A 24050-nucleotide genomic window follows, 5' to 3' on the forward strand; every position below is an offset into this window, starting at 1 on the left:
AGTGGAGATAAGGAAATGAAAAAGCAGATCAAAGACTTGACCCGCCGTGCTCTGCATAATGCCGACGCGGCATATTACGTCCTCGACTACCTCGCCCATTCCTTCCCGGTTCAGCTCTACGAGCCGTTCACCGACTCGGAGGGCAACCTGTCGTCGCGCCCTGTCTATCGCGACGGTCAACCCGTCGAGAGCCGTGAGGCCGTTGCCCGCCGCGACGACCTGATCGCCAGGCTCGCCAGCCTGCCGCCGGTTCCGGGCGCCCTCGATCAGGTCGTCCAGCATTTCGGGACGGATGTGGTCGCCGAGGTGACGGGCCGCTCCCGCCGCATCGTCCGCAGATCGGGCAATGGCGTCACCGCCGACCGGCTCGTGGTCGAAAACCGCGCCGCAGCGGCCAATCTCGCCGAAACGCAGGCGTTCATGGACGATGCCAAGCGCATCCTGATTTTTTCCGACGCGGGCGGAACCGGAAGGAGTTATCACGCCGAGCTTTCGGCAAAGAACACACGGTTGCGGACCCACTACCTGCTCGAACCGGGCTGGAAGGCGGACGCCGCCATTCAGGGCCTCGGCCGCACGCACAGGACCAATCAGGCACAGCCGCCGCTGTTCCGGCCGATGGCCAGTTCGGTCAAGGCGCAGAAGCGCTTCCTCTCGACGATCGCCCGCCGCCTCGACACGCTGGGCGCGATCACCCGCGGCCAGCGCCAGACGGGCGGCCAGGGCCTGTTCCGCCCCGAGGACAATCTGGAAAGCGTCTATGCCCGCGATGCGCTGCGTCAGCTCTATCTCCTGCTGATCCACGGCAAGGTCGAGGGATGCTCGCTCGACCGCTTCGAGGCGGCGACCGGCCTGAAGCTGATGGATTCGACCGGCATCAAGGACGAGTTGCCCGGCATCACGACCTTCTTGAACCGGATGCTGGCGCTCACCATCGAGCTTCAGGGCATCCTGTTCACCGCCTTCGAGCAGCTTCTGACCGCCAAGATCGAAGGGGCGATCGCGTCCGGCGCCTATGATGTCGGGCTGGAAACGCTGACGGCCGAGAGCTTCGCCGTCACCGACCGCAAGGTGGTCTACACTCATCCGGGCACCGGCGCGGAAACCCGGCTGCTGACGATCACCGAGCGCAAGCGCAACCAGCCGGTCACGCTGGCCGAGGCGCTCGACCATCTCGACGATCCGCGCGCCCGGCTTCTCGTCAACGAACGGTCGGGCCGCGCCGCCGTGCAGATCCCGACCACCAGCGTCATGCTGGACGATGGCGAGATCGAACGGCGCATCCGGTTGATCCGGCCGATGGAGGCGCACAATATCCCGGTGAAGATGATGGGCGAGACCCATTGGGTCGAAGCCGACCGGGAAACCTTCGCGTCGGCCTGGAATGCCGAGATCGCCGAGGTGCCAGCCTTCTCCGACAGCACCATCCATGTCGTCACGGGCTTGTTGCTGCCGATCTGGAAGCGGCTCCCGAACGATAGCACCCGCGTCTATCGTCTCCAGACCGACGAGGGTGAACGGATCATCGGCCGCCGCGTCTCGCCGGCCTGGGCGGCGAATGCGACCGTGACCGGCACGACCGCGCGGACGCCGGACGATGCCTTCACGGCGCTGATGGACGGTCCCACGATCATCGATCTCACCGAGGGGCTCCAGCTTCGCCGGGTCCGCGTCATGGGCGCCAACCGTATCGAGCTGTCGGGCTTCACCGACACCATGCGCGAACGACTCACTGCCTATGGCCTGTTCCACGAGATCATCTCGTGGAAGCTCAGAATGTTCGTTCCGGTCGATGCAAACGGCCCAGCCGTTCTCGGCAGGCTGCTCGACCGCTGGCCGGTCGAACGCATCTCCGAACGTGAGGCTGCGTGATGGCCCGCCACGATGCTTCCGAACTGGCAAGCCGTCTCGGCCGGGAGGCCGAGGCGGTGTGCCGCGAATATCTCTCGTCCGGCAAACGCGCCGGAAACTACTGGCTGGTCGGGGATGTCCAGAACAGCCCCGGCCGCTCGCTCTATGTCCGTCTCAGGGACTCCGCCAAGGGTCCAGCGGGCAAGTGGACGGACAGCGCAACCGGCGAACATGGCGACCTGCTCGACGTCATCCGCGAGGCGCTTGGCCTTGTCGACTTCAGGGATGTGGCCGAGGAAGCGCGCCGTTTCCTCTCGTTCCCGCATCCCAAACCGGAAAAGACGAGGACGCCGACCGGCAGGGTGTCGAGCGTGGCGGTCGGCTCGCCCGAAGCGTCCCGGCGGCTCTTCGCCATGTCGCAGCCAATCGGCGGCACACTCGCGGAAATCTACCTCGGCGGGCGGGCGATCACGTCGATCTCCGGCACCACCGCACTGCGCTACCATCCGCGCTGCTATTACAGGCCCGACGAGCATTCGCCCACCGAGATCTGGCCGGCGATGGTCGCTTCCGTCACCGACCTGGCCGGACGGCAGATCGGCGCGCACCGCACGTATCTTGATCCTCTTGGGCTCACCCAGGACAGTTCGGGCAAGGCGCCTGTCGAGACGCCGAGGCGAGCGATGGGTGACCTTCTCGGGCACGGCGTCCGCTTCGGCGTAGCCGGTGAGGTGCTGGCGGCTGGCGAAGGCATCGAGACCGTACTGTCGCCCCGTCAGGTCCTGCCCCACATGCCGATGCTGGCGGCGCTCTCGGCCGCGCACCTTGCTGCCATCCTGTTCCCGGCAACGCTGCGCAGGCTCTATGTCCTTCGCGATAGCGATCCGGCAGGCGACGGTGCAAGGGACAGCCTGATCGCCAGAGCAGAGAGCGTCGGGATCGAGGCGATTGCGGTGTCGCCGGTCGGCGGGGACTTCAACGACGATCTGCGCTGGCGCGGCGTCGACGCCCTGCGGGCGACCTTGATGGATCAGCTTCGTCCCGAAGACGTCAGCCGGTTCATGGAGGGTTGAGAAGATCGGCGGGGGACGAGGCGCGGCCCCAGGTATCTCCGCCTGCCGTCTCCGTCCATCCCCGGAAACATCCTCCCTGTCGGAGAGAGGCGCCCACGGCCTTCTTGAGAGGGCGATCGGCCCACAAACGGCACGGCCGGGCAATGGCGGCGCTCCGGTTATTTTCCGCCGGCGGGGCGAGCCTCGCCTTTGCAGCGCGAAACAAAATAGCCGGGCTTGGCCATCAAGGCCCTCGCGGGAGAGCGAGGGCTGCCAGGCCGTGCCGCCCGTGGGCTTCCGACGCCTGCGAAGGCCGCGATGGGCGCGGTCTCCAGACAAAGGACGCTCCCGATGATGAACGAAGACGAAGATGCAGGCTTCGAGCCGGTCCACGCCTCATCCCCCACCGATCACCTCCTCGCCGAACTCCAGCTCTATGGCTGGCGTCCGTTTCAGGACGAACCCGATCCGAGGCCGCTTCCGGAGGGCAATGCCGTCGCCGCCGCGGTCGCAGACATCTTCGACGCCCTCGTCTCCACACTCGGCGATACCCGCCTCGAACCCGACCTCGACGATCTGCTCTGGGGCGCTGTCAACCTCTTCCACCGGGCCACCGGCCGGGTCGAACGCGAACTCGACGACAACGAGCAGGCGCAGCGCCGCCTCCAGAGGGAACAGGATGGCAGCGAGGTCAAGAGCGTCGAACTCGAACGCCTGACGGCAGAGGGGCAGACCCTGATCGAACGGCGCAACAGCATGGAACTCTTCCGCGATCTTTCCGCCGAAGCCTTCGAGCACCACACCGGCACGCCCTGGCGGCCCCGCACCGGCTCGATGGTCAACCACCGCAACCTGACCTCGGCGATGATCGACAGCCGCGACTTCCTCGCCGCGAAGCACCGGGCCGAAACCGAGGTGATGGTGCCCGCCGGACCCAAGGTTGCCGTGACCGGCGGCGCTGACTTCAACGACCATCGCCTGATCTGGGCGAAGCTCGATCAGGTCCATGCAAAGCACTCCGATATGGTGCTATTGCACGGCGGCACGCCGAAGGGCGCCGAACTGATCGCCTCCCGCTGGGCAGATACCCGCAAGGTGCAGCAGGTCGCCTTCAGGCCCGACTGGGCAAAGCACGGCAAGGCCGCGCCCTTCAAGCGCAACGACGTCATGCTCGACACCCTGCCGGTCGGCGTCCTCGTCTTCCCCGGCTCCGGGATACAGGAACAGTTCGCTCGCCGGGCGAATGAACTTGGCATTCCGGTCATGAAGTTCGATGGCGGCGCGTAAAGCGCCGCCGCTCGGCGGCTGTTTCAGCCGCCTTTGCTTGACGGAAACTCCCATTTCGGGTCAAATAAAGCATCCTTGCAGAACCGGCGAAGTAGCATAGTCGCAGGCCGAGCGTATTCATTGGCAGCCTGTCGTGATCCGTAAACCGTCCATGCGGAGGCCGCCATGACACTGATCCTTCTTGCTATCTCGTTCACCGTCGCGCTTTGCGTGATTGCCTATAATTTTGCGATCTACGCGCTGCCCTTCATGGTCGGGCTGACCGCCTTCCAATATGTCCATGGAATGGAAGCCGGTTTCCTGATGTCCGGGCTCGCCGCCATCGGTGCGGCACTGCTTTCAGTGGCATTGGTTATCGCTGCCCTCGGCTTCGCGAAGAACCCTGCATTGCGGCTGATCGCGCTCACCGTCTTCGCCGTACCCGCCACGATCGCTGGTTATGCGCTCGTCCATGGCGTTACAAAGAACTTCATCGACTCGACCATTGCGCTCAACCTCCTGGGCGGTGCTGGCGGCCTGTTCATCGGCATCGCTGCGATGCTCAATCTCAACGCGCTGGGCACGGTCGTCTTCTCGCGCGTCTGAAGCCGCCACCGCGATCTCCCGCTCCATGGGAAAACCCGGCGGCGTGCGCCGCCAGGCCTTCCGGCACCTCCGTCAGAACGGTATGGTCATGGCGTGATACACTGGCTGTTTCCTCCCGGTCCGCTGCGTCCGGCTCGGGAAGTCGGTCATCGTGTTCGATCTCGCCAGCCATGACACGATCATCGCCAGCCACGTCGATCCCCTCCATGTCATCGTGAATATGGCCACGTGGGCCTTCACCTTCTCGTCCCGGCTTGGCTTTCCGATCAGGGAAGCGCGAGGTCGGTAGAGGTAATTGCGGCGGTTGCCGCCGGAGTGCCAAGACTTCGGATATCTGATGCGACGATGCTGCCGGCAAGGACGAAGGTTCGGCTGTGCGCCTTCGTTTGTGCTCTCGAAAGGCACCAATCCCTCCGACTGACTGATCCCCTAAGTCCGTTCTGTTTCCGACCGCAACCCCCGCGGCTCCGGACCGAGTTGGCGCAAGCGCCTGCCCGCCCCACTCCGGGCCTTAGGGGTCAAGCTGCCGCTAAGGCGTCAGTGCAGGCGTCTCCCGACGGCCTTGGCCGGGTCTCGTCGGAGGGAATGGTTCCTCCGAGGAGCAACGGAGACTTACACATGCAGAACATCGTCATTCTCGCCGGCAACATCGGTCAGGACCCCGAAACCCGCAACACCCAGGGCGGCACCAGCATCACCCACTTTACCCTGGCGACCTCGCGTCCCCGCTACTCGGAAGGCAAGGTGGTCCGGGACAAGGATGGCTACCGGGTCCAGGACACCGAATGGCACCGCATCACCGCCTTCAACGGCCTCGGCAAAACGGTCCAGCAATATTGCGAAAAGGGGATGAAGGTCCTGGTTCGCGGCCGCATCCACTATACGAAATGGACCGACCGCGACGGCGTTGATCGCTACAGCACGGAGATCATCGCTGAGACGGTGGACTTCCTGAGCCGGGCGCAGCAGACCGAGAACGAAGGTGGCCAGCGCGATCTCGATGACGACATCCCGTTCTGAGCCGGGTGCCCGAAGGCCCGGCGGCGCACGCCGCCGGGTTTTCTCATGTTCGCGGCAGGTTGCGGTGGCGGGTAACTCGCCACTCCGTCTCACACGCCCGAGCCCGCTCGTATCAGGTATCCGGGCCAGAGCCTTTCCGATTCCGTCATGTTCGGCTGCGGACATCCAGGCGCGGACTATCACCGGCGTGGTGACCAGGACCAACAGGGTGACGGCAGCGGTGGACGCTGGCAGGCGTCGTGGCAAGGGTTTCCGGCTCGGGCCAGCGGACACCACCCCGCTCTTTGAGGCGCGACCCTGGTTTTAATCCCGGCCTTCCGGGGTCAACCCCTTCGAGGTCCGCTACGCGAGCGTGCGGTCGCCTCGGCCTTGCCTCCGCGATGACCCCGGCCGAGACCAAAACACTTCGGGCGCCTGTCGAGCGGGGAATGGTCCCCGCCTCCATAAAGGAGCCGGAACATGTCCCTTGCAGACGCTCATGCCTACGCCCTCAGCCTCGCCGCCACCCTGATGGTCTCGATCGTCATCTTCCGGGCAGGCGATGGAACCGTCAGCGTAATGGTCGCCACCGAATATGACGGGGATGACGAGACCGTCATCCGGGAGATCGATCCATTCACCTGATGGCCGGGGTGCCGGACCCACTGCCAGGCTTTGGCATTGCAGCCGCGGGGCTGCGACCGAATCAGATAAGGGAAAAAGCCGTCGTTGACGTCTTTTCAGCAGGTTCCTGCTGGCATTCTCAGTCAAGAACGACTAAAATAGTCGTAGTATTGGAATGTACGTAGGTTCGTGTGGGAGGTGATCATGCATGATCACCGCCCGACAGTTTCGGGCCGCGCGTGCATTGCTGGCCTGGACACAGGAGATGCTCGCTGACAAGGCCCGGGTATCATTGACAGCGCTCAAGCGCCTCGAATCCGAAAGTGGCCTCGAGGTGTATGAAAGTACGCGCGATCAGGTACGACGAGCTTTTGAAGACAACGGCATTGTCTTCCTCAACTCCGGCCCTGACGTGGGGGTGATGCTTGTCAGCGAAAAGCGCTAATTCGGTATCAATCATTGGGAGTGCGCATATTCCCGATCCAAAATTTTACTATACCATTCAAATTCCGCGAACGATCAAAAGCAATATGGGGAACGGCGGAACGGGAGAACTGCATGACCAAGGTCAAACTCGCGGACTGTCCGCCGGCTGACGCTGAACTCACGGCTTACGACCGCGAGCATTTCAAGCTTTATCTGCGTCTTCTCGATGCGGAGGCGGAGGGCGCCGACTGGAGGGAGGTTGCGGAAGTCGTGCTTGGCCTCGATCCGAAGCGTGACGGCGAAGATGCGCGCCAGGTCCATGCGGCACACCTTGCACGCGCGAAGTGGATGGCCGAGCACGGCTTTGTCGCCCTTCTGCGCTCAAGTCTTCATTGATCACCGGCGCGCGTGATGCAAATCCTGCATCACGTTCCGCGACCTTCGTTGTTCCCAAAAGCCGGGCGAGTTGAGATCGTCATGTCTCCGTAACCCACAGTCGCAACACGCGTGGAGGTTTGGAGGAATGCCGCAAGACCATGACTGGCGATCGAATGCCAATTATGACTTTGTCGATCAATTGACGACGTCTGAACTTGCCTGGGAATTCCTTCGCCGGAACCAGGATTACCGCCAGGCCTACCGCGATCTTTCCGCTCGTGGACAGCTTCATAGCGACCAGGCACGCCAGGTCGCCGAGCAGTGGGGATTGTGCTTTTGTTGCAGATCCTCGGCACACAGCACTCGACCAGCCGGTCTTCTGGACCCCGATTGCCGATCCCGGAGCCATTCTGCTCCACAGGGTCTCATTCGTTTCAGGCGATACCGGGACTGCTGAAGAATTCATCCGGGCACACGCGATCGACAGCTCTGGCGACGCGTGCCTGCGGCTCAGCGTCAATGAAGAGCATCTCGAAATCACCCGGATCGACTCCGATTCAGGCGGCATTCTGGTCGCCATCATCATCCTCGACGACGACACACCGGATCGGCTCCATGCGCTGAATCGCCTTTCGGCCATGCTGACTGGCCAGCGCGTCCCGGCCGACAATCGCCTCACCTCGCAGCGTCGGCGGCGCACTCGCCAGATGCTGCGGGTCTTCGATGCCCGCTTGGCCGGCGCGACCTACCGTGACATCGCCATCGCGATTTACGGGCGCTCGCGCGTCGCTTCCGAGCCCTGGAAAACATCCTCCTTGCGAGACGCGGTCATTGGCCTCGTTGAGGGCGGCTTTACGATGGTCGATGGCGGCTATCTCCAGTTGCTACGCCGCCGCCGCCGATCCTAGCAGTTTCCGTTCCAGCCATGGGGTGGGGATTTTAGCCCCTTTAAATTCCCCATCCCCCCTGACGGCTCTTCTCCGCCACCGTGGTCGTCATCCGCCGCTGAACCGCAGCGGCCACCAGCAAACCCACGGAGGCCCGATCCATGCGACCCGATCTTGCCGTTTTGCCGCCGCGCTACCTGCGCACCAAGGAAGCCGCGGAATTCCTGAGCCTCTCCGCCCGAACCCTTGAGAAGCACCGGACCTATGGGACCGGCCCGTCCTATCGCAAGCTCGGCGGCCGCGTCGTCTATGCCGTCGACGACCTCGAAGCCTGGGCCGAACGCGGCGCCGTCACTTCCACCTCCGATCCGCGTGGCCAGGTGCTGCCGGCGAAGCGCCAGACGCTCCCCGCCGTGCCGCAGCCCGGCCGCTACGCACGCTGATCGCGGCCGATTTCCCGAATGGCGGCGCGGCATCGGTCCTCCTCGGAGCGTGGGCAGCTCGATCTGTTCCGGGCGCTCCCGGGCGACTTCGCGCCAAGAGACGCGCAGGATCTCATGGCTTTCCCATTTTTCTCCCTCTCGAAAACCCATCGTGTCACGCCGATCGACTTCATCGCCGGCAATGTGACGATCCGGGTCGAAGCCGTTCCCGATCACGGCATGGCCACGATCTGGGACGCCGACATCCTGATCTGGGCGGCAAGCCAGATCGTCGAGGCGCGCGACGCGGGGCTGCGCACCTCGCGTCTCATGGCCGCCACCCCCTACGAAATCCTGAAGTTCGTCGGTCGCGGCACCTCGCTTCGGGATTATCAGCGCCTGAAGGCGGCACTCGACCGGCTCCAGTCCACCACCGTCGCCACCACCATCCGCCAGCCCGCCGAGGGGCGCCGTCACCGCTTCTCGTGGATCAATGAGTGGAAGGAACGGACGGACCGGCACGGCAGGCCGGACGGCATCGAGATGATCTTTCCAGACTGGTTCTACCAGGCCGTCCTCGATGACGCGCTCGTGCTCACCATCGATCGCGCCTATTTCGATCTGACGGGCGGGCTTGATCGCTGGCTTTACCGGATCGTCCGCAAGCACGGTGGCCGCCAGCGCGATGGGTGGCGCTTTGACTTCCGGCACCTTCATCAGAAATCCGGCAGCCTGTCTCCCTTCCGGCGCTTTGTCTTCGAAATGCGCGACATCATCCGCCGCCAGCCGTTGCCCGGCTACACGCTGTTCATGGAAATGGGGGTCGGTGGCCGGATGCTGCTTGCCTTCGCGCCCTGTGGACAACCTGTGGACGGCCTCGTGCTATCGGGAACGCCCAATATCGTGCCATCAGGAACGCCGGTATCGTGCTATCGGGAACGCAAACAGGGCTTAACCCATGGCAATAAAACCGGAAATCGCGCTCTTAACTTAGAATCTAACCCAGAATCTAACTTTGAAGAGCGCGCGCGCGATGTGCAAAAGCTCATCCGGGAGACCGCAAGCGGCCTTAGCGTAACCGCAAAAAAGAGCGGCTGCGGATCGGTTTCCCGTAAGGACGAAACGACGCAAGCCACGGCAGAGACGCCGGCACTTCCTCTCGACGACCGTTCGGGAGGCACGCGATGATCGTGGCCTTCCTCAATCAGAAGGGCGGTGCCGGCAAGACGACGCTGGCGCTCAATCTCGCCGGTGAATGGGCAGCGCGCGGAAAGCGCGTCACCCTGATCGATGCCGACCCGCAGGGCTCGGCGCTCGACTGGTCGCAGCAGCGCGAGCATGAAGGGCTTCCGCGCCTGTTCGGCGTCGTCGGCCTGGCGCGCGACACGCTCCACCGCGAGGCGCCTGAGCTCGCACGGAACGGCGATCATGTCGTCATCGACGGCCCGCCTCGGGTCGCCGGGTTGATGCGCTCGGCGCTGCTCGCCGCCGATCTCGTGCTGATCCCGGTGCAGCCTTCGCCGCTCGACGGCTGGGCGTCGGCCGAGATGCTCGCGCTTCTGCGCGAAGCGCGCATCTATCGGCCGGATCTCGCCGCGCGCTTCGTCCTGAACCGCTGCGGCGCGCGCACCGTACTGGCGCGTGAGACAGCCGAGACTCTGGCCGATCACGATCCGCCAGCGCTTTCCAGCACGATCGGCCAGCGCATCGCCTTCGCCGCGGCTGCGCAGTCTGGCCGCCTTGTCTGCGAACTTGATGACGACATGCCGGCTGCACGCGAGATCGCGGCGCTGGCCGTCGAGATCGATCGTCTCGGAATCGGAAGGGGGGCATCGTGACCGAGCGTCCGTCCCGCAAAGGTTTCGCCGCTCGGCCTGCCGACCCGGAGCACTGGATCAAGGCCGCCGAGACGCCGCCACGAAATGCTGACGCCGGCGGGTTCACCGCGCGGCTCACCATCGACGTGACGCCCGAGCTGCGCGGACGGATCAAGATCACCGCTTTCCGGCGCAGCGTCACCGTCGCCGACATGCTGCGCGACCTACTCGCGCGCGAATTCCCCCCGACCGAAGGAGACCCCTCATGACCGGCAACGCGGCTCCCCGCTTGCGCGGCGGCCTGTTGCCGTCCGCACGCTCCACCGACGATATGACCCATGTCGAGCTGACATGGATCGAGAAGAAGATCGAATACTGGATCAGGTTCGGCGAGCAAGCGCACGAACTGATCCTCGATCGCCGCCGGCGCGTCGTGTCGTTCGGGCCGAACAGCATGTTCGCGTTCGTCCGATGGGCGGCCAACGATTTCGGCACGATCATATCGCGCATCGACATCGTGCGCGCCGTCAAGCCGGGCGAAGCCTATCAGACGCTGCCCTTCGTGCGCCCCGGCGGCGAAATTCTCCTGAAGATCGAGGGCTGGCCCAAGGTCGAGGACGTGCTGCGCCACATCGACGCCTTGGAGCGCGCCGGCATCGACGCTTGCGACGTGGCGCCCGATCACTGGCGCCATGTCGCCCACCAGATGCAGGCCGGTCACCTACCGCGTCCGTACACTGTCGAACGCCATCAGGCATGGCTCAAGCGGCGGGAGATCGGACGATGACCCGCTTCGGCTATGTCATGCTGACATATCTCGCGGCAATGGGCGCTGCCGTTGCCGCGTTCATTCCGACGCCGATCAGGCTCGTCTGGAACGCCACCGCCAGCGCGCCGCTCGGGCTCTACACCATCGCGCAGGCCGACCGGCTGGAGGTGCCCGAACTGGTCGCCATCATGCCGCCCGAGCCGCTCGCCAACTTCATGGTCGGGCGTGGCTATGTCGGTCACGGTGTGCCGCTCCTGAAGCGTGTGCTCGGCCTGCCGGGACAGCAGGTTTGCCGGATCGGGCGCGACATCATGATCGATGGCATTACCATCGGTTCCGCCCTCAGCCGAGACAAAATGGGCCGCGACCTGCCGGTCTGGCAGGGCTGCCTCACTGTCGCCGACGACGAGCTTTTCCTGATGAACTGGGAAGTCGCCGATAGTCTCGACGGCCGCTACTTCGGGCCGCTTCCGGCTTCCGCCGTGATTGGCCGGGCAATCCCCCTCTACACCGATGAAGACGGCCACGGCCACTTCGTTTGGCGCGCGCCGACGCGGTGACGGCGTGCCCATGCCCATTCCCACCGCAGATCCAAGGAGGCAAGCATGACCCAGATTGGTCAATTCACCCGCACGAAAACCGGCTTCGAAGGAGAGTTCAGAGCAGTCGGCATCAAGGAAGACATCACCCTCGTTCCCGCCGAGCACTCGAACTCCGAGAACGCTCCGGACTATCGCGTTCTGCTCGAAGGCGAGGAGGGTTCCGATATCGGCGCGGGCTGGAAGCATGTCGGTGAACGCGCCGGCGAATATGTTTCCATCGAGATCGACAGCCCGCTCTTTGCCAAGCCTTTGCGCGCCAACCTGTTCCAGTCCGGCGGCGACAGCACGGTCTGGGGGCTACACATGAACCGCCCGGCCAAATCACGCAAGGAGGATTGAGCGGTGCCGGCTCCTTGCCATAGCTCCTATGCCGGTCGGTCGGCCGTCCTGCATAGCGCTGTCCTTTTTATCCTTTCCGGCCTGGCCTTCGCCGCACCCGCCACGGTTTCGGTCTGCGCGCAGAAGCTGCCAGCGACACGCACTGCGACCGGCGATCCTTATGCTGCCCACATCGCCGAGGCATCGCAGCGCTTCGGCATCCCGCAGACATGGATCGTCGCGGTGAAGCGTGCCGAAAGCCATGACGACGTGCGCGCCGTATCGCCTGCCGGTGCTCTCGGGCTCATGCAGATCATGCCCGGCACATGGGCCGAATTGCGTGCCCGTTACCGGCTTGGGCGCGACCCGTTCGATCCGCGCGACAACATCATCGCCGGCACGGCCTATCTGCGCGAGATGCTCGATCGCTACGGCATGGTTTCGGCCATGCTCGCGGCTTACAATGCGGGACCGGCGCGCTATGACGAATACCTCGCAACCGGCCGTACCCTGCCGGCCGAAACGCGCGCCTATGTTGCCTTGCTTGCACCCGCTCTGGGCAGCGCAGCCCCCTCGGACAGGCCGCGAACCGCGCTCCAGCCACCGGCCGATTGGCGAGAGGCGCCGCTCTTCGTGGCGCGCGACGACAACCGCCGGCCTGCCGATGATCGAGCCGCCTATCGTCCGTCGAGCGGCCAGCAACCTTCCGTTCCGGCGCAGGACGATCGCGCCGCCCGATCACAGCCAGACACCATTTTCCTCGCCCGGCGCGAGGGGGACGGTCCGCAATGACGGTCAACCGGCTCTTTCGCATCCTGTCGGGCTCTGGCGCATCATGGAGGGTGCTGGGGGTGGAGGCAGGAGAAGCAACCGGAGGATGGCAGGATAAAAGGGCGCACATTGCGCGGCGGTCGGGGGTTTGTTTTTGTTTGGGTTTCTGCCCCGTTGCGAACATTTCCCGGCTCTGCCGCAATGTTTGCAAACGACCCAACCCGCTGTCTCTACGAGATTTTTTAAACATTGCGGGGCTGTGCCATGGCTGATGAGCGCGAGTTCCGCATCCGACCGGGGCGCATCCGGTCCAGCCGGGCGCAGTCGGCGCGGCCCTTCATTTCGCAGGCGCTCGCCGCGGCGAAGAAGGCGGGCGGCGGCGTGTCTCGCTCCGGACGCGTCGTCTCCGGCAACCGCTCGCGCTTCGGTTACGGCCAGCGTGCCAGCATCCAGGCCAATCGACTGATCTCGTCGCGCTCGCGCGGCGCCGTCGTCAAGGCGCGCGTCCTGCGGCATTCGGCGCGCACTGCGCCACTCGGCACCCATCTCAATTATCTGCGCCGCGAGGGCGTGACTCGTGACGGGGAAAAGGCCTGCCTGTTCGGACCGGGCACCGAGAATGCTGACGCCAGCGCTTTCGCCGAGCGGAGCCAGGATGATCGTCACCACTTCCGGTTCATCGTCTCGCCGGACGACGCCGTGGAAATGTCCGATCTCAAATCCTTCACCCGCGATCTCATCGGACAGATGGAGAAGGACCTCGGCACCCGGCTCGACTGGGTGGCCGTTGATCACTGGAACACCGAGCATCCCCATGTCCATTTGATCGTGCGCGGCGTCCGCGACGACGGCCAGGATCTCGTCATCTCGCGCGACTATATCAAGGAGGGCATGCGCGACCGGGCGCGCGATCTCATCACCCAGGAGCTGGGGCCGCGCACCGACCTCGACATCCGCCGCACGCTGGAGCGCCAGATTGAATCGGAACGCTGGACCCAGCTCGACCGGCAGCTTGTCCGGGATGCACGAGAGACCGGCATCATCGATCTCGCGCCGCGAGCCGATCAGCAGCGCGACGAATTCCATGCCCTGAAGGTTGGACGCCTGCGCAGGCTGGAAGTCCTTGGTCTTGCCGGACAGGTCGGCCACTCGCAATGGTTTATCAAACCGGAAGCCGAGGCGGTGCTGCGCGAACTTGGCGAGCGCGGCGACATCATCAAACGGATGCACAAGGCGCTGACGGAGCGAGGCATCGAGCGCGGTTCGGCCAACTATGTGCTGGCAGGCGAAAGCCTCGATGAGCCGATCATCGGCCGCCTGGTCGATCGCGGTCTCGACGAAGAGCTGAAGGGCTCGGCCTATGCCGTCGTCGACGGCGTTGATGGCCGCACCCATCACATCAAGCTGCCCGATCTCGATGCGGCCGGCGACAGCGCTCCCGGCTCGATTGTCGAACTGCGCAAGTTCGATGACGCGCGGGGTGAGCGCCGCGTCGCGCTCGCCGTTCGCTCCGATCTCGACATCGAGCGACAGGTCACGGCATCGGGCGCGACCTGGCTCGACCGGCAGGCGGTGGCAAGAGAGACATTGTCGCTCTCCGATGGCGGCTTCGGCGCCGAGGTGCAGCAGGCCATGGACCGGCGTGCTGACCATCTTGTCGAGCAGGGTCTGGCCGAGCGTCAGGGACGTAGCGTGGTGTTCGCCCGCCGGCTGGTCGAGACCTTGCGCCGCCGTGAGCTCGATGCGCTTGGCGAGAAACTCGCCACCGAGGCGGGTCAGCCATTCAACCGGGCCGCAGGCGGCGAATATGTCGCTGGCATCTATCGCCAGCGCTTCGCGCTCGCCTCCGGCCGCTACGCGATGATCGACGACGGCCTCGGCTTCCAGCTCGTACCGTGGTCGCCATCCCTCGAAAAGCAGCTCGGCCGCCACGTCTCCGGCGTCGCCCGCAACGACGGCGGCATCGACTGGAGCTTTGGCCGCAAGAGGGGGCTCGGCCTGTAAACCTCAATACATGAAAGGACCAACGCCATGTCCGCGACGAAAATCCTCTGGGGCCAGATCCTCACCGTCCTTCTGATCGTGCTGATGACGACCTGGGGCGCGACACAGTGGACGGCCTGGCAGCTCGGCTTCCAGCCGCAGCTCGGCCATCCCTGGTTCCAGATCGCCGGCTGGCCGATCTATTATCCACCGGCCTTCTTCTGGTGGTGGTATTTTTACGATGCCTATGCGCCGCCGATCTTCATCGAAGGCGGTATGATAGCGGCGTCCGGCGGCTTCATCGCCATCGCGGTTGCGATCGGCATGTCGGTCTGGCGGGCGCGCGAGGCCAAGAATGTTGCGACCTACGGATCGGCTCGTTGGGCCGAGCCGGAAGAAGTGAAGGCCGCAGGTCTGCTCGACCAGGACGGCGTTGTTCTCGGCAAGCTCGATCGGGCCTATCTGCGGCATGACGGTCCGGAGCATGTCCTGTGTTTCGCGCCGACCAGATCGGGCAAAGGCGTCGGCCTGGTCGTGCCCTCGCTCCTGACCTGGCCGGGCTCGGCCATCGTCCACGACATCAAGGGCGAAAACTGGACACTCACCGCCGGCTTCCGATTCGAGCACGGTCGGGTGCTGCTGTTCGATCCGACCAACGCACAATCGGCCGCCTACAATCCGCTGCTCGAGGTGCGCCGGGGTGAATGGGAAGTCCGCGACGTCCAGAACATTGCCGACATCCTGGTCGATCCCGAGGGGTCACTGGACAAGCGGAACCATTGGGAGAAGACCAGCCACGCGCTGTTGGTCGGAGCGATCCTGCATGTCCTTTATGCCGAGAAGGACAAGACGCTGGCCGGCGTCGCGGCATTTCTGTCCGATCCGAAGCGGCCGATCGAATCGACGCTCGCCGCCATGATGAAAACGGCGCATCTCGGTGACGCAGGTCCGCACCCGGTCATCGCGTCGGCGGCGCGTGAGCTGCTGAACAAATCCGACAACGAGCGATCGGGCGTACTGTCGACCGCCATGTCGTTTCTGGGTCTTTACCGCGATCCTGTCGTCGCTGAGGTGACGCGTCGTTGCGACTGGCGCATCACCGACATCGTGGGCGAAAGGCGTCCAACGACGCTCTACCTCGTCGTGCCCCCAAGCGACATCAACCGGACAAAGCCGCTGATTCGCCTGATCCTCAACCAGATCGGACGTCGCCTGACCGAGGACCTGCAGGCGAAGGCTGGGCGGCACAGGCTGCTGCTGATGCTGGATGAGTTTCCGGCTTTGGGAAGGCTGGATTTTTTCGAGTCAGCCCTGGCCTTCATGGCGGGCTATGGGCTCAAATCATTCCTGATTGCGCAGTCGCTAAACCAGATCGAGAAGGCATATGGGCCGAACAACTCGATCCTCGACAACTGCCATGTGAGGGTGTCGTTTGCCACGAATGACGAGAGGACCGCGAAGAGGGTGAGCGACGCGCTCGGCACCGCCACCGAGATGAAGGCGATGAAGAACTATGCCGGGCATCGGCTGTCGCCCTGGCTGGGGCATCTGATGGTCTCGCGCTCGGAAACCGCGCGGCCGCTGCTCACCCCCGGCGAGATCATGCAGCTTCCTCCGGCCGACGAGATCGTCATGGTCGCTGGAACTCCGCCGATCCGGGCGAAGAAGGCGCGATACTTCGAGGATGCGCGGTTTCAGGAGCGGATATTGCCGCCGCCCGAACTCGCCCGATCCGATACGCCACGCCCCGACGACTGGAGCCGTTTGCCGATTCCGATCCGTCCCGCGGTCGCTGAGGCGCCCGCGGGGGTGACCGCGGAAGATGAGGACCCGACCGAATCCGAGCACCGGCATCAGCCTGAGTTGAATCGCGTGAAACCCGTCGAGAAGAAGGAGCCGATCGAGAACGAATTCGAGATCGAACCGCTCGACGAGATGGAGGAGGAAGCCACCCGAAACCGCCGAATAGCTCGTCTTATACAAGGCGTGGCGCGACAGGTCTCACTCGACCCCAATGACGGGATGGAACTATGAGCACCATGACCGGCAGAAAAAAGAAGGCGCAGATCTCCGTCTATCTCGAACCCGACGTCATGACGATGCTCTCGGACTATGCCGCCCGTCGGGAGCAGCCGATGTCCTTGATCGTGGAGGCGGCCGTCGCCTCGTTTCTGTCGCCGGACGACGTCGAACGGCGGGAGGCACTGATTGCCAAGCGCCTCGATCAGATCGACCGCCGCATGACGCGGCTGGAGCGCGATCTTGGCATCTCGATCGAAACGCTGGCCGTCTTCGTGCGTTTCTGGCTCACGACCACGCCAGCCTTGCCCGAACCGGCCGCACAGGCGGCGCGGGCCAAGGCCGGCGAGCGCTACGAGGCGTTTGTCACGGCACTCGGCCGCCGGCTCGCTCAAGGCCCAAAACTGCGGCAGGAAATCTCCGAGGACATCACCGACTCATCCGATGGACAGGTCTCGCCACACGCGGGCACATACCGAGAATAGTAGTCGCCTGAGTGGGTTCAAGAAGACAGTTCCATCGCCGTTTTCCTGTATTTGCACGCTACACTACTACGACGCCAATTCCTTGTTGAATCGCATGCACTTCCGGCTCTTTTAATCATCCCCGTCCTGGGACCGTCTGATTTCCCCGGCGAGAAACGGGGATCGGATGGCAGTCTCTCATCGAAATTCGGAAGGCTTTGCGCGTGGCGCGCGGATGCTGCGCACCGCGCTCGGTGCTGCCATCGCCCGCTTTCTGGAAGACCCCGGCGTCGTCGAGGTGATGCTCAATCCCGATGGTCGGCTGTGGATCGACCGTCTCTCTGAGGGCATGTCCGACAGCGGCGAGCGCATCTTGCCCGCGGATGGCGAACGCATCATCCGTCTGGTCGCTCACCATGTTGGCGCGGAAGTTCACGCCGGTGCTCCGCGTGTTTCGGCCGAATTGCCCGACAGCGGCGAACGCTTCGAAGGTCTCCTGCCTCCGATCGTCACAGGTCCGGCCTTCGCCATCCGCAAGCCGGCGATCTCGGTCTTCACCCTCGACGACTATGTTGCGGCAGGAACGATGACCGCCGATCAGGCGGCGTTGCTGCGCGAGGCTGTCGCATCGCACGCCAATGTGCTCGTTGCCGGCGGCACGGGCACCGGCAAGACGACACTCACCAATGCGCTGCTGGCCGAAGTCGCGAAAGGATCGGACCGGCTTCTCATCATCGAGGACACGCGCGAGCTCCAAAGCCAGTCCGAGAACAAGGTGCCGATGCGGACCAAGGACTTCATAGCCAATCTGACCGATCTGGCGCGCTCGGCCATGCGCTTCCGGCCCGATCGCATCATCGTCGGCGAGGTACGAGGCCCGGAAGCCCTCGATCTCCTGAAACTTTGGGGAACCGGGCATCCCGGCGGCATCGGCACCATCCACGCCGGCACCAGCATCGGCGCGCTCCGCCGGCTCGAACAGCTCATTCAGGAAGCCGTCGTCACCGTCCCCAAGGCACTGATCGCCGAGACCATCGACATCGTGGCGGTCCTCTCCGGCCGCGGCTCCGCGCGCCGGCTCTCAGAACTCGCTCGTGTCGAAGGACTCGGGTCCGACGGCGACTACCGTGTCGCCCCCGCCCGCTTTTCCCCCGACCGCCAACCGCTCCCGAAAGGAGAATAGTCATGACCTTCGATGCTCCTCCCATCCTGACCACGGTGCTGGATCAGGCGAATGCGCCGACGCCATCCGTCCTGCGCGGTATCCGTCGTCACCTCAAGAGCCCGATGGCACTCGCTACGATCATGATGATGGCGGCTGTGCCGGCTCACGCGTCCGGCTCCTCCATGCCATGGGAGGCGCCGCTCCAGTCGATCCTCGAATCCATCGAGGGGCCGGTGGCCAAGATCGTCGCCGTGATCATCATCATTGCCACCGGCCTTGCCCTTGCTTTCGGCGATACGAGCGGCGGCTTCAGGAGGCTGATCCAGATCGTCTTCGGCCTGTCGATCGCCTTCGCCGCCAGTTCCTTCTTCCTCAGCTTCTTCTCGTTCGGCGGCGGGGCGCTCGTCTGATGGCGGGTGTTCTGGAACACGCCAGCGAGGTGCCGGGCTTCACCGTCACCGTCCACCGGGCACTCACCGAGCACATCCTGCTCGGCGGCGCTCCGAGAAGCATCGCCATCATGAATGGAACGCTCGCCGGGGCCGTGGGCCTCGGCCTGCGCCTCTGGCTGGTTGGCCTCGCCATCTGGGCGGTCGGGCATTTCGCGGCGGTCTGGGCGGCGAAGCGCGATCCGCTTTTCGTGGAAGTCGGCCACCGTCACCTTCGTATCCCCGGACATCTGTCGGTTTGAGGGCGTGGCCATGATGAACCTTGCCGAATACCGCCGCACCGCCAGCCGCCTCCCGGACTTCCTGCCCTGGGCCGCGCTCGTCGGCGAAGGTGTCGTTCTGAACAAGGACGGATCGCTGCAAAGGACGGCGCAATTTCGCGGTCCGGATCTGGAATCTTCTGTTGCTGCCGAACTGGTCGCCGTCGCCGCCCGGCTGAACAATGCCTTCCGCCGTCTCGGCTCAGGCTGGGCGATCTTCGTGGAAGCCCAACGCCAGGAGGCGGCAACCTATCCCGACAGCCACTTTCCCGATCCGGCGTCGGCTCTGCTCGACGCCGAGCGCAAGGCCGATTTCGAAGAGCAGGGCAGCCATTTTATTTCCGGCTACTTCCTGACCTTTACCTATCTCTCGCCTGCTGAAGATGCCGCGCGTACCGAGACCTGGCTCTACGAGGGGCGCGAGCGCTCCGGCGTCGATCCTAACGAAATCCTGCGCGGCTTCGTCGATCGTACCGATCGCGTGCTGGCGCTGCTCGACGGTTTCATGCCGGAATGCCACTGGCTCGACGATAGTGAGACGCTGACCTACCTGCACTCGACCGTTTCCACCAACCGGCATCGCGTCCGCGTTCCGGAAACGCCGATGTATCTCGATGCGCTGCTGGCCGATCAGCCGCTGACCGGCGGATTGGAGCCACGCCTCGGCAACACGCATCTGCGCATCCTCACCATCGTCGGCTTTCCGACCGCGACCACGCCCGGAATCCTCGACGATTTGAACGGGCTTGCCTTTCCCTATCGCTGGTCGACACGCGCGATCCTGCTCGACAAGACCGACGCAATCAGGCTGCTCACCCGCATCCGTCGCCAGTGGTTTGCGAAGCGCAAGTCGATCGCCGCCATACTGAAAGAAGTGATGACCAACGAGGCGTCCGTCCTCCTGGACACCGACGCGGCGAACAAGGCGGCCGATGCGGACATCGCGCTTCAGGAACTCGGCGCCGATTATGCCGGCATGGCCCACGTCACGGCAACTATCGCCGTATGGGACACCGATCCCCGCCTAGCCGACGAAAAGCTCCGGCTTGTCGAAAAAGTGGTCCAGGGCCGTGACTTCACGGCGATGCCCGAAACCATCAATGCCGTCGATGCCTGGCTCGGCTCACTGCCGGGGCATGTCTACGCCAACGTCCGCCAGCCGCCGATCTCGACGCTCAATCTCGCCCACATGATCCCCCTCAGTGCCGTGTGGGCGGGGCCGGAACGGGATGACCATTTCGGTGCGCCGCCCTTGCTCTTTGGCAAGACCGAAGGAAGCACCCCGTTCCGGCTTTCCATTCACGTCGGCGATGTCGGGCACACGCTCGTCGTCGGACCGACAGGCTCGGGCAAGAGCGTGCTGCTCGCCTGCATGGCGCTCCAGTTCCGGCGCTACGAGGGAAGCCAGGTTTTCGCCTTCGATTTCGGCGGCTCGATCCGGGCCGCAGCCCTTGCCATGGGCGGCGACTGGCATGATCTCGGCGGTGATCTCACCGAGGGAGACGCCTTTTCCGTCTCGCTCCAGCCGCTTGCGCGCATCCATGATGTACCGGAACGCGCCTGGGCAGCCGACTGGATCGTCGCCATCCTGACACGCGAGAGCATCGCGATCACGCCCGACGTCAAGGAACATATCTGGACGGCGCTGACCTCTCTCGCCTCGGCGCCGGTCGAGGAACGCACCATCACCGGCCTGACGGTGCTGCTGCAATCGAACGACCTCAAGCAGGCGCTCAGGCCCTATTGCGTCGGCGGTCCCTATGGCCGGCTGCTCGATGCCGAAAGCGAGCACCTCGGCGGCGCGTCGGTGCAGGCCTTCGAGATTGAGGGGTTGGTCGGCACCGGCGCCGCTCCGGCCGTCCTGTCCTATCTGTTCCACCGCATCGGTGACCGGCTCGATGGCTCGCCCACCTTGCTCATCATCGACGAGGGGTGGCTGGCGCTCGATGACGAAGCCTTTTCCGGGCAGTTGCGGGAATGGCTGAAAACACTCCGCAAGAAGAACGCATCGGTCATCTTCGCAACGCAGTCGCTGTCCGACATCGACAATTCGGCGATCGCCCCCGCGATCATCGAAAGTTGCCCGACGCGCCTGCTTCTTCCGAATGAGCGCGCCGTCGAACCGCAGATTACCGCGATCTACCAGCGCTTCGGGTTGAACGCGCGCCAGATCGAGATCCTCGCGCGGGCCACGCCGAAGAAGGACTACTACTGCCAGAGCCGCAGGGGGAACCGCCTGTTCGATCTGGGCCTGTCCGAAGTCGGTCTAGCCCTGACGGCCGCCTCCTCGAAATCCGACCAGTCCGCCATCACCCGCATCTTCGCCGAGCATGGCCGGGACGATTTCCTCGCCGCCTGGCTTCGCCTGCGCGGCGTCGACTGGGCCGCGGACCTCATTCCCGACCTCGCCAATCTCATCCCCCAGCCCGACAAGGAGGCTCAATCATGAAGACCTACCGTTTCCGCGCGGCATTGCTTGCCGCATCCTTTCTTGCCCTCTCAGGCCCGGTCTCGCTCGTTCTGGCGCCGCCGGCGTCCGCCGCCTGGATCGTCTACGACCCGACGAACTATTCGCAGAATCTCCTGTCCGCCGCGCGCGCCCTGGAGCAGATCAACAACCAGATCACCAGCCTGCAAAACGAAGCGCAGATGCTGATCAACCAGGCACGCAATCTCGCCAGCCTGCCGTACTCGTCTCTCCAGCAGATCCAGCAGTCCGTTCAGCGCACGCAGCAGCTTCTGTCCCAGGCGCAGAACATCGCGTTCGACGTCGGCCAGATCGATCAGGCGTTTCAGTCGAAATACGCCAATGTCTCGCTTTCGGCTACCGACGCGCAACTCGTCGCCGATGCAAAGGAGCGCTGGAAGAATAGCGTCGGCGGCCTTCAGGACGCCATGCGCGTGCAGGCCACCGTCGTTGGCAATATCGACACCAACCGCACCGAGATGTCGCAACTGGTCGGTCAGAGCCAGAGCGCGACTGGCGCACTTCAGGCCGCGCAGGCAGGCAACCAGCTTCTCGCCCTTCAGTCGCAGCAGCTTTCCGATCTTACGGCACTGCTTGCCGCCAATGGACGGTCCACCGCGCTCACCGAAGCCGAACGGGCCGCCGCGGCCGAACAGGGGCGCGTGCAGCGCCAGCGCTTCCTGACGCCAGGCTCCGGCTATCAGGCCGGCAGCGCCAAGATGTTCAACTGAGGGCGCTGGCCATGGACGGCAACATGCTGGCCCGTCTGGGCGCCGTCGTCTTTGTCGCCGTCGCGGTCACCGCGACGGCGACCGAGATGATCAGAAAGAGAGAGACCCCCGCGCCATGGACACGATCCACAGCCGCCGCCGGATCGCCGGTGGATCCCCTCCGCCTCGGCCAGCGCCGGTGCCAGCAGCTTGGGCAAGCTGCCACGAGCGATACCGAATGCCTGCGCATCTGGTCGGAAACCCGCGACCGCTTCCTTGGCAGGGCTTCCGCGCCGGCCGCCCCACAGATTGTCGAAGGGCAGTAAATCATGGGCGGCAGCGGCGTCATCGACAATTTCCTCGGGGTCTTCACCTCCTATATCGACAGCGGGTTCGGTCTTCTCGGCGGCGAGGTCGCCTTCATCGCCACCACGCTGATCGTCATTGACGTTACGCTCGCCGCCCTGTTCTGGAGCTGGGGCGCCGACGACGACATCATCGCCCGCCTGGTGAAGAAGACCCTGTTCGTGGGTGTCTTCGCTTACCTGATCTCAAACTGGAACAATCTTGCCCGCATCATCTTCGAGAGCTTTGCCGGCCTCGGCCTCAAAGGATCGGGCACCGGCTTTTCGACGGCGGATCTCCTGCGGCCCGGCAAAGTGGCGCAGGTCGGTCTCGATGCAGCCCGTCCGCTGCTGGAATCCATTTCCGACCTCATGGGCTGGGTCGCATTCTTTGAGAATTTCATCCAGATCGCGTGCCTGCTGTTCGCCTGGGCGCTCGTCCTGCTGGCGTTCTTCATTCTGGCCATCCAGCTGTTCGTCACGCTGATCGAATTCAAGCTGACCACTCTGGCCGGGTTCGTCCTCATCCCGTTCGGGCTGTTCGGAAAGACGGCTTTCATGGCCGAAAGGGTTCTCGGCAATGTTGTCTCTTCCGGCATCAAGGTGCTGGTGCTCGCCGTCATCATCGGCATCGGCTCCACCCTGTTCAGCCAGTTCACGGCCGGTTTCGGCGGCGCCACACCGACGATCGACGATGCCATGGCTGTCGTGCTGGCAGCACTTTCGCTCCTGGGCCTCGGCATCTTCGGTCCCGGCATCGCCAACGGTCTCGTTTCCGGTGGGCCGCAGCTTGGCGCGGGTGCTGCCGTCGGCACCGGCCTTGCCGTTGGTGGCGCAGCGCTTGCCGCAGGCGGCGCGGCCGGTCTGGCCTTGCGGGGTGGCGCCGCGGCATTGTCCGGTGGCGCGGCGGCTGCTCGGGGTGGAGCGGCGGCGGCGGGTGCCGCATCGACCGCCTATAATCTTGGATCGATGGGGCAGACTGGCGCCGGAGGCGTTGCGTCGGGTCTCGGTGGTGTCGCCCGCGGCGCAGGCTCCGCCGCCGTCTCGCCGCTCAAGCGCGCAGCCGGGCGAGCGGCCGAAAGCGTCAAATCGAATTTCTCCGACGGCGTGAAAGGCGGCTTCAGCGCGACTGGCGGCTCTTCCACGCTCGGCACTATCGGCGGCGCTGAGGCTGCCAATGATGATTCCTTTGCCGCCGCCCCGTCGGCTTCGCGCGATGGTCCTCCCGATTGGGCCAAACGCATGAAACGCAGCCAGCACTTCAGCCACGGCGTTTCCGCGGCCGCCCATGCCGTTCGTTCCGGTGACAGCCATGGTGGCGGCACTTCCGTCAATCTCTCCGAAAGTGACCGCTCATGAGCTTCTTCAAACGACCGGCAGCCCATTACGGCAAGACTCCGC

Annotated in this window: 28 protein-coding genes and 1 pseudogene; 28 read left to right on the forward strand and 1 reads right to left on the reverse strand. The window is 64.5% G+C overall.

The annotated features are described in order from the left end of the window. Positions 1–75 precede the first annotated feature (75 nt). From KWJ32_RS25715 to KWJ32_RS25730, 4 genes and pseudogenes are all read left to right on the forward strand, one after another. A pseudogene (locus KWJ32_RS25715) lies at positions 76–1872 on the forward strand (strawberry notch C-terminal domain-containing protein); the annotation flags it as partial. Continuing rightward, positions 1872–2924, forward strand: coding sequence for a toprim domain-containing protein (locus KWJ32_RS25720; RefSeq protein WP_256886461.1), 1053 nt, complete (start codon positions 1872–1874; stop codon positions 2922–2924). The pseudogene KWJ32_RS25715 and the gene KWJ32_RS25720, both read left to right, overlap by 1 nt. A gap of 330 nt (positions 2925–3254) precedes the next feature. After that, positions 3255–4190: a DUF2493 domain-containing protein gene (locus tag KWJ32_RS25725; protein ID WP_256886462.1), complete on the forward strand. Its 936-nt coding sequence runs from the start codon at positions 3255–3257 to the stop codon at positions 4188–4190. 165 nt (positions 4191–4355) lie between these two features. Further along, positions 4356–4775 carry a hypothetical protein gene (locus KWJ32_RS25730; protein ID WP_256886463.1) on the forward strand — a complete coding sequence of 140 codons (420 nt, stop codon included), beginning with the start codon at positions 4356–4358 and terminating at the stop codon, positions 4773–4775. Here the strand turns inward: KWJ32_RS25730 and KWJ32_RS25735 are convergent. Next, positions 4738–5097, reverse strand: coding sequence for a hypothetical protein (locus KWJ32_RS25735; RefSeq protein WP_256886464.1), 360 nt, complete (start codon positions 5095–5097; stop codon positions 4738–4740). The genes KWJ32_RS25730 and KWJ32_RS25735 overlap by 38 nt on opposite strands. 296 nt (positions 5098–5393) lie before the next feature. Between KWJ32_RS25735 and KWJ32_RS25740 the strand changes: the two genes are divergently transcribed. The 24 genes from KWJ32_RS25740 (at position 5394) to trbL (ending at position 24008) form a co-directional block, all read left to right on the forward strand. Beyond that, positions 5394–5795 (forward strand): single-stranded DNA-binding protein, encoded by a 402-nt coding sequence (locus KWJ32_RS25740; protein WP_256886465.1) that lies wholly within the window; start codon positions 5394–5396, stop codon positions 5793–5795. A gap of 459 nt (positions 5796–6254) precedes the next feature. Beyond that, on the forward strand, positions 6255–6419 hold the full coding sequence (locus tag KWJ32_RS25745; RefSeq protein ID WP_256886466.1) for a hypothetical protein: 165 nt from the start codon (positions 6255–6257) through the stop codon (positions 6417–6419). Positions 6420–6606: 187 nt separating this feature from the next. After that, complete coding sequence (locus KWJ32_RS25750) at positions 6607–6843, forward strand: hypothetical protein (protein WP_256886467.1); 237 nt, start codon at positions 6607–6609, stop codon at positions 6841–6843. A 113-nt stretch (positions 6844–6956) separates the two neighbouring features. After that, positions 6957–7220, forward strand: coding sequence for a DUF2285 domain-containing protein (locus tag KWJ32_RS25755; RefSeq protein ID WP_256886468.1), 264 nt, complete (start codon positions 6957–6959; stop codon positions 7218–7220). A gap of 127 nt (positions 7221–7347) precedes the next feature. Next, positions 7348–7659: a DUF6499 domain-containing protein gene (locus tag KWJ32_RS25760; protein ID WP_256886469.1), complete on the forward strand. Its 312-nt coding sequence runs from the start codon at positions 7348–7350 to the stop codon at positions 7657–7659. Positions 7660–7786: 127 nt separating this feature from the next. Further along, the gene (locus KWJ32_RS25765) at positions 7787–8110 is read left to right on the forward strand and encodes a DUF2285 domain-containing protein (RefSeq protein ID WP_256886484.1); all 324 of its coding nucleotides are present in this window, start codon (positions 7787–7789) and stop codon (positions 8108–8110) included. 140 nt (positions 8111–8250) lie between these two features. Next, positions 8251–8532 carry a helix-turn-helix domain-containing protein gene (locus tag KWJ32_RS25770; protein WP_060719725.1) on the forward strand — a complete coding sequence of 94 codons (282 nt, stop codon included), beginning with the start codon at positions 8251–8253 and terminating at the stop codon, positions 8530–8532. Between the two features lie 18 nt (positions 8533–8550). Further along, entirely contained in the window at positions 8551–9699 is a 1149-nt protein-coding gene (locus KWJ32_RS25775; protein ID WP_256886470.1) for a replication initiator protein A, read from the forward strand. Further along, on the forward strand, positions 9696–10349 hold the full coding sequence (gene parA / locus KWJ32_RS25780) for a ParA family partition ATPase (protein ID WP_256886471.1): 654 nt from the start codon (positions 9696–9698) through the stop codon (positions 10347–10349). The genes KWJ32_RS25775 and parA overlap by 4 nt, the downstream gene beginning before the upstream one ends. Further along, the gene (locus KWJ32_RS25785; RefSeq protein ID WP_256886472.1) at positions 10346–10597 is read left to right on the forward strand and encodes a hypothetical protein; all 252 of its coding nucleotides are present in this window, start codon (positions 10346–10348) and stop codon (positions 10595–10597) included. The genes parA and KWJ32_RS25785 overlap by 4 nt, the downstream gene beginning before the upstream one ends. Continuing rightward, on the forward strand, positions 10594–11115 hold the full coding sequence (locus tag KWJ32_RS25790) for a DUF2840 domain-containing protein (RefSeq protein WP_256886473.1): 522 nt from the start codon (positions 10594–10596) through the stop codon (positions 11113–11115). Before KWJ32_RS25785 ends, KWJ32_RS25790 begins: the two co-directional genes overlap by 4 nt. Beyond that, positions 11112–11657 carry a S26 family signal peptidase gene (locus tag KWJ32_RS25795; protein ID WP_256886474.1) on the forward strand — a complete coding sequence of 182 codons (546 nt, stop codon included), beginning with the start codon at positions 11112–11114 and terminating at the stop codon, positions 11655–11657. Before KWJ32_RS25790 ends, KWJ32_RS25795 begins: the two co-directional genes overlap by 4 nt. A gap of 45 nt (positions 11658–11702) precedes the next feature. Beyond that, positions 11703–12038 (forward strand): DUF736 domain-containing protein, encoded by a 336-nt coding sequence (locus KWJ32_RS25800; RefSeq protein ID WP_256886475.1) that lies wholly within the window; start codon positions 11703–11705, stop codon positions 12036–12038. Between the two features lie 48 nt (positions 12039–12086). Then, a complete protein-coding gene (locus KWJ32_RS25805; protein ID WP_256886485.1) occupies positions 12087–12809 on the forward strand; it encodes a lytic transglycosylase domain-containing protein in 723 nt (240 codons plus the stop codon). A gap of 243 nt (positions 12810–13052) precedes the next feature. Beyond that, the gene (locus KWJ32_RS25810; RefSeq protein ID WP_256886476.1) at positions 13053–14792 is read left to right on the forward strand and encodes a VirD2 family relaxase/mobilization nuclease; all 1740 of its coding nucleotides are present in this window, start codon (positions 13053–13055) and stop codon (positions 14790–14792) included. A 27-nt stretch (positions 14793–14819) separates the two neighbouring features. Then, positions 14820–16805: a conjugal transfer protein TraG gene (locus tag KWJ32_RS25815; protein WP_256886477.1), complete on the forward strand. Its 1986-nt coding sequence runs from the start codon at positions 14820–14822 to the stop codon at positions 16803–16805. A gap of 5 nt (positions 16806–16810) precedes the next feature. Beyond that, positions 16811–17275, forward strand: a complete 465-nt coding sequence (locus KWJ32_RS25820) for a CopG family transcriptional regulator (RefSeq protein WP_256886486.1) — start codon at positions 16811–16813, stop codon at positions 17273–17275. A gap of 166 nt (positions 17276–17441) precedes the next feature. Beyond that, positions 17442–18437, forward strand: coding sequence for a P-type conjugative transfer ATPase TrbB (gene trbB, locus KWJ32_RS25825; RefSeq protein WP_256886478.1), 996 nt, complete (start codon positions 17442–17444; stop codon positions 18435–18437). A 104-nt stretch (positions 18438–18541) separates the two neighbouring features. Then, positions 18542–18829, forward strand: a complete 288-nt coding sequence (locus KWJ32_RS25830) for a TrbC/VirB2 family protein (RefSeq protein WP_235906879.1) — start codon at positions 18542–18544, stop codon at positions 18827–18829. Further along, entirely contained in the window at positions 18829–19110 is a 282-nt protein-coding gene (locus KWJ32_RS25835; protein WP_256886479.1) for a VirB3 family type IV secretion system protein, read from the forward strand. Before KWJ32_RS25830 ends, KWJ32_RS25835 begins: the two co-directional genes overlap by 1 nt. Positions 19111–19120: 10 nt before the next feature. Next, a complete protein-coding gene (trbE, locus tag KWJ32_RS25840) occupies positions 19121–21577 on the forward strand; it encodes a conjugal transfer protein TrbE (protein WP_256886480.1) in 2457 nt (818 codons plus the stop codon). Next, positions 21574–22326, forward strand: a complete 753-nt coding sequence (gene trbJ / locus KWJ32_RS25845; protein ID WP_256886481.1) for a P-type conjugative transfer protein TrbJ — start codon at positions 21574–21576, stop codon at positions 22324–22326. Before trbE ends, trbJ begins: the two co-directional genes overlap by 4 nt. An 11-nt stretch (positions 22327–22337) precedes the next feature. Continuing rightward, positions 22338–22631, forward strand: a complete 294-nt coding sequence (gene trbK-alt, locus KWJ32_RS25850; RefSeq protein ID WP_256886482.1) for a putative entry exclusion protein TrbK-alt — start codon at positions 22338–22340, stop codon at positions 22629–22631. A gap of 3 nt (positions 22632–22634) precedes the next feature. Continuing rightward, a complete protein-coding gene (gene trbL / locus KWJ32_RS25855; protein WP_256886483.1) occupies positions 22635–24008 on the forward strand; it encodes a P-type conjugative transfer protein TrbL in 1374 nt (457 codons plus the stop codon). The last annotated feature ends 42 nt before the right edge of the window (positions 24009–24050 follow it).

The organism is Ochrobactrum sp. BTU2, from assembly GCF_024539785.1.
GTDB classification, from domain to species: domain Bacteria; phylum Pseudomonadota; class Alphaproteobacteria; order Rhizobiales; family Rhizobiaceae; genus Brucella; species Brucella anthropi.

Bases quoted from the DNA above. Each gene is read 5' to 3' on its own strand.
- KWJ32_RS25720 (WP_256886461.1), top strand. From the start codon at position 1,872: ATGGCCCGCCACGATGCTTCCGAACTGGCAAGCCGTCTCGGCCGGGAG.
- KWJ32_RS25725 (WP_256886462.1), top strand. From the start codon at position 3,255: ATGATGAACGAAGACGAAGATGCAGGCTTCGAGCCGGTCCACGCCTCA.
- KWJ32_RS25730 (WP_256886463.1), top strand. From the start codon at position 4,356: ATGACACTGATCCTTCTTGCTATCTCGTTCACCGTCGCGCTTTGCGTG.
- KWJ32_RS25740 (WP_256886465.1), top strand. From the start codon at position 5,394: ATGCAGAACATCGTCATTCTCGCCGGCAACATCGGTCAGGACCCCGAA.
- KWJ32_RS25745 (WP_256886466.1), top strand. From the start codon at position 6,255: ATGTCCCTTGCAGACGCTCATGCCTACGCCCTCAGCCTCGCCGCCACC.
- KWJ32_RS25750 (WP_256886467.1), top strand. From the start codon at position 6,607: ATGATCACCGCCCGACAGTTTCGGGCCGCGCGTGCATTGCTGGCCTGG.
- KWJ32_RS25755 (WP_256886468.1), top strand. From the start codon at position 6,957: ATGACCAAGGTCAAACTCGCGGACTGTCCGCCGGCTGACGCTGAACTC.
- KWJ32_RS25760 (WP_256886469.1), top strand. From the start codon at position 7,348: ATGCCGCAAGACCATGACTGGCGATCGAATGCCAATTATGACTTTGTC.
- KWJ32_RS25770 (WP_060719725.1), top strand. From the start codon at position 8,251: ATGCGACCCGATCTTGCCGTTTTGCCGCCGCGCTACCTGCGCACCAAG.
- KWJ32_RS25775 (WP_256886470.1), top strand. From the start codon at position 8,551: ATGGCGGCGCGGCATCGGTCCTCCTCGGAGCGTGGGCAGCTCGATCTG.
- parA (WP_256886471.1), top strand. From the start codon at position 9,696: ATGATCGTGGCCTTCCTCAATCAGAAGGGCGGTGCCGGCAAGACGACG.
- KWJ32_RS25790 (WP_256886473.1), top strand. From the start codon at position 10,594: ATGACCGGCAACGCGGCTCCCCGCTTGCGCGGCGGCCTGTTGCCGTCC.
- KWJ32_RS25795 (WP_256886474.1), top strand. From the start codon at position 11,112: ATGACCCGCTTCGGCTATGTCATGCTGACATATCTCGCGGCAATGGGC.
- KWJ32_RS25800 (WP_256886475.1), top strand. From the start codon at position 11,703: ATGACCCAGATTGGTCAATTCACCCGCACGAAAACCGGCTTCGAAGGA.
- KWJ32_RS25810 (WP_256886476.1), top strand. From the start codon at position 13,053: ATGGCTGATGAGCGCGAGTTCCGCATCCGACCGGGGCGCATCCGGTCC.
- KWJ32_RS25815 (WP_256886477.1), top strand. From the start codon at position 14,820: ATGTCCGCGACGAAAATCCTCTGGGGCCAGATCCTCACCGTCCTTCTG.
- KWJ32_RS25820 (WP_256886486.1), top strand. From the start codon at position 16,811: ATGACCGGCAGAAAAAAGAAGGCGCAGATCTCCGTCTATCTCGAACCC.
- trbB (WP_256886478.1), top strand. From the start codon at position 17,442: ATGGCAGTCTCTCATCGAAATTCGGAAGGCTTTGCGCGTGGCGCGCGG.
- KWJ32_RS25830 (WP_235906879.1), top strand. From the start codon at position 18,542: ATGGCACTCGCTACGATCATGATGATGGCGGCTGTGCCGGCTCACGCG.
- KWJ32_RS25835 (WP_256886479.1), top strand. From the start codon at position 18,829: ATGGCGGGTGTTCTGGAACACGCCAGCGAGGTGCCGGGCTTCACCGTC.
- trbE (WP_256886480.1), top strand. From the start codon at position 19,121: ATGATGAACCTTGCCGAATACCGCCGCACCGCCAGCCGCCTCCCGGAC.
- trbJ (WP_256886481.1), top strand. From the start codon at position 21,574: ATGAAGACCTACCGTTTCCGCGCGGCATTGCTTGCCGCATCCTTTCTT.
- trbK-alt (WP_256886482.1), top strand. From the start codon at position 22,338: ATGGACGGCAACATGCTGGCCCGTCTGGGCGCCGTCGTCTTTGTCGCC.
- trbL (WP_256886483.1), top strand. From the start codon at position 22,635: ATGGGCGGCAGCGGCGTCATCGACAATTTCCTCGGGGTCTTCACCTCC.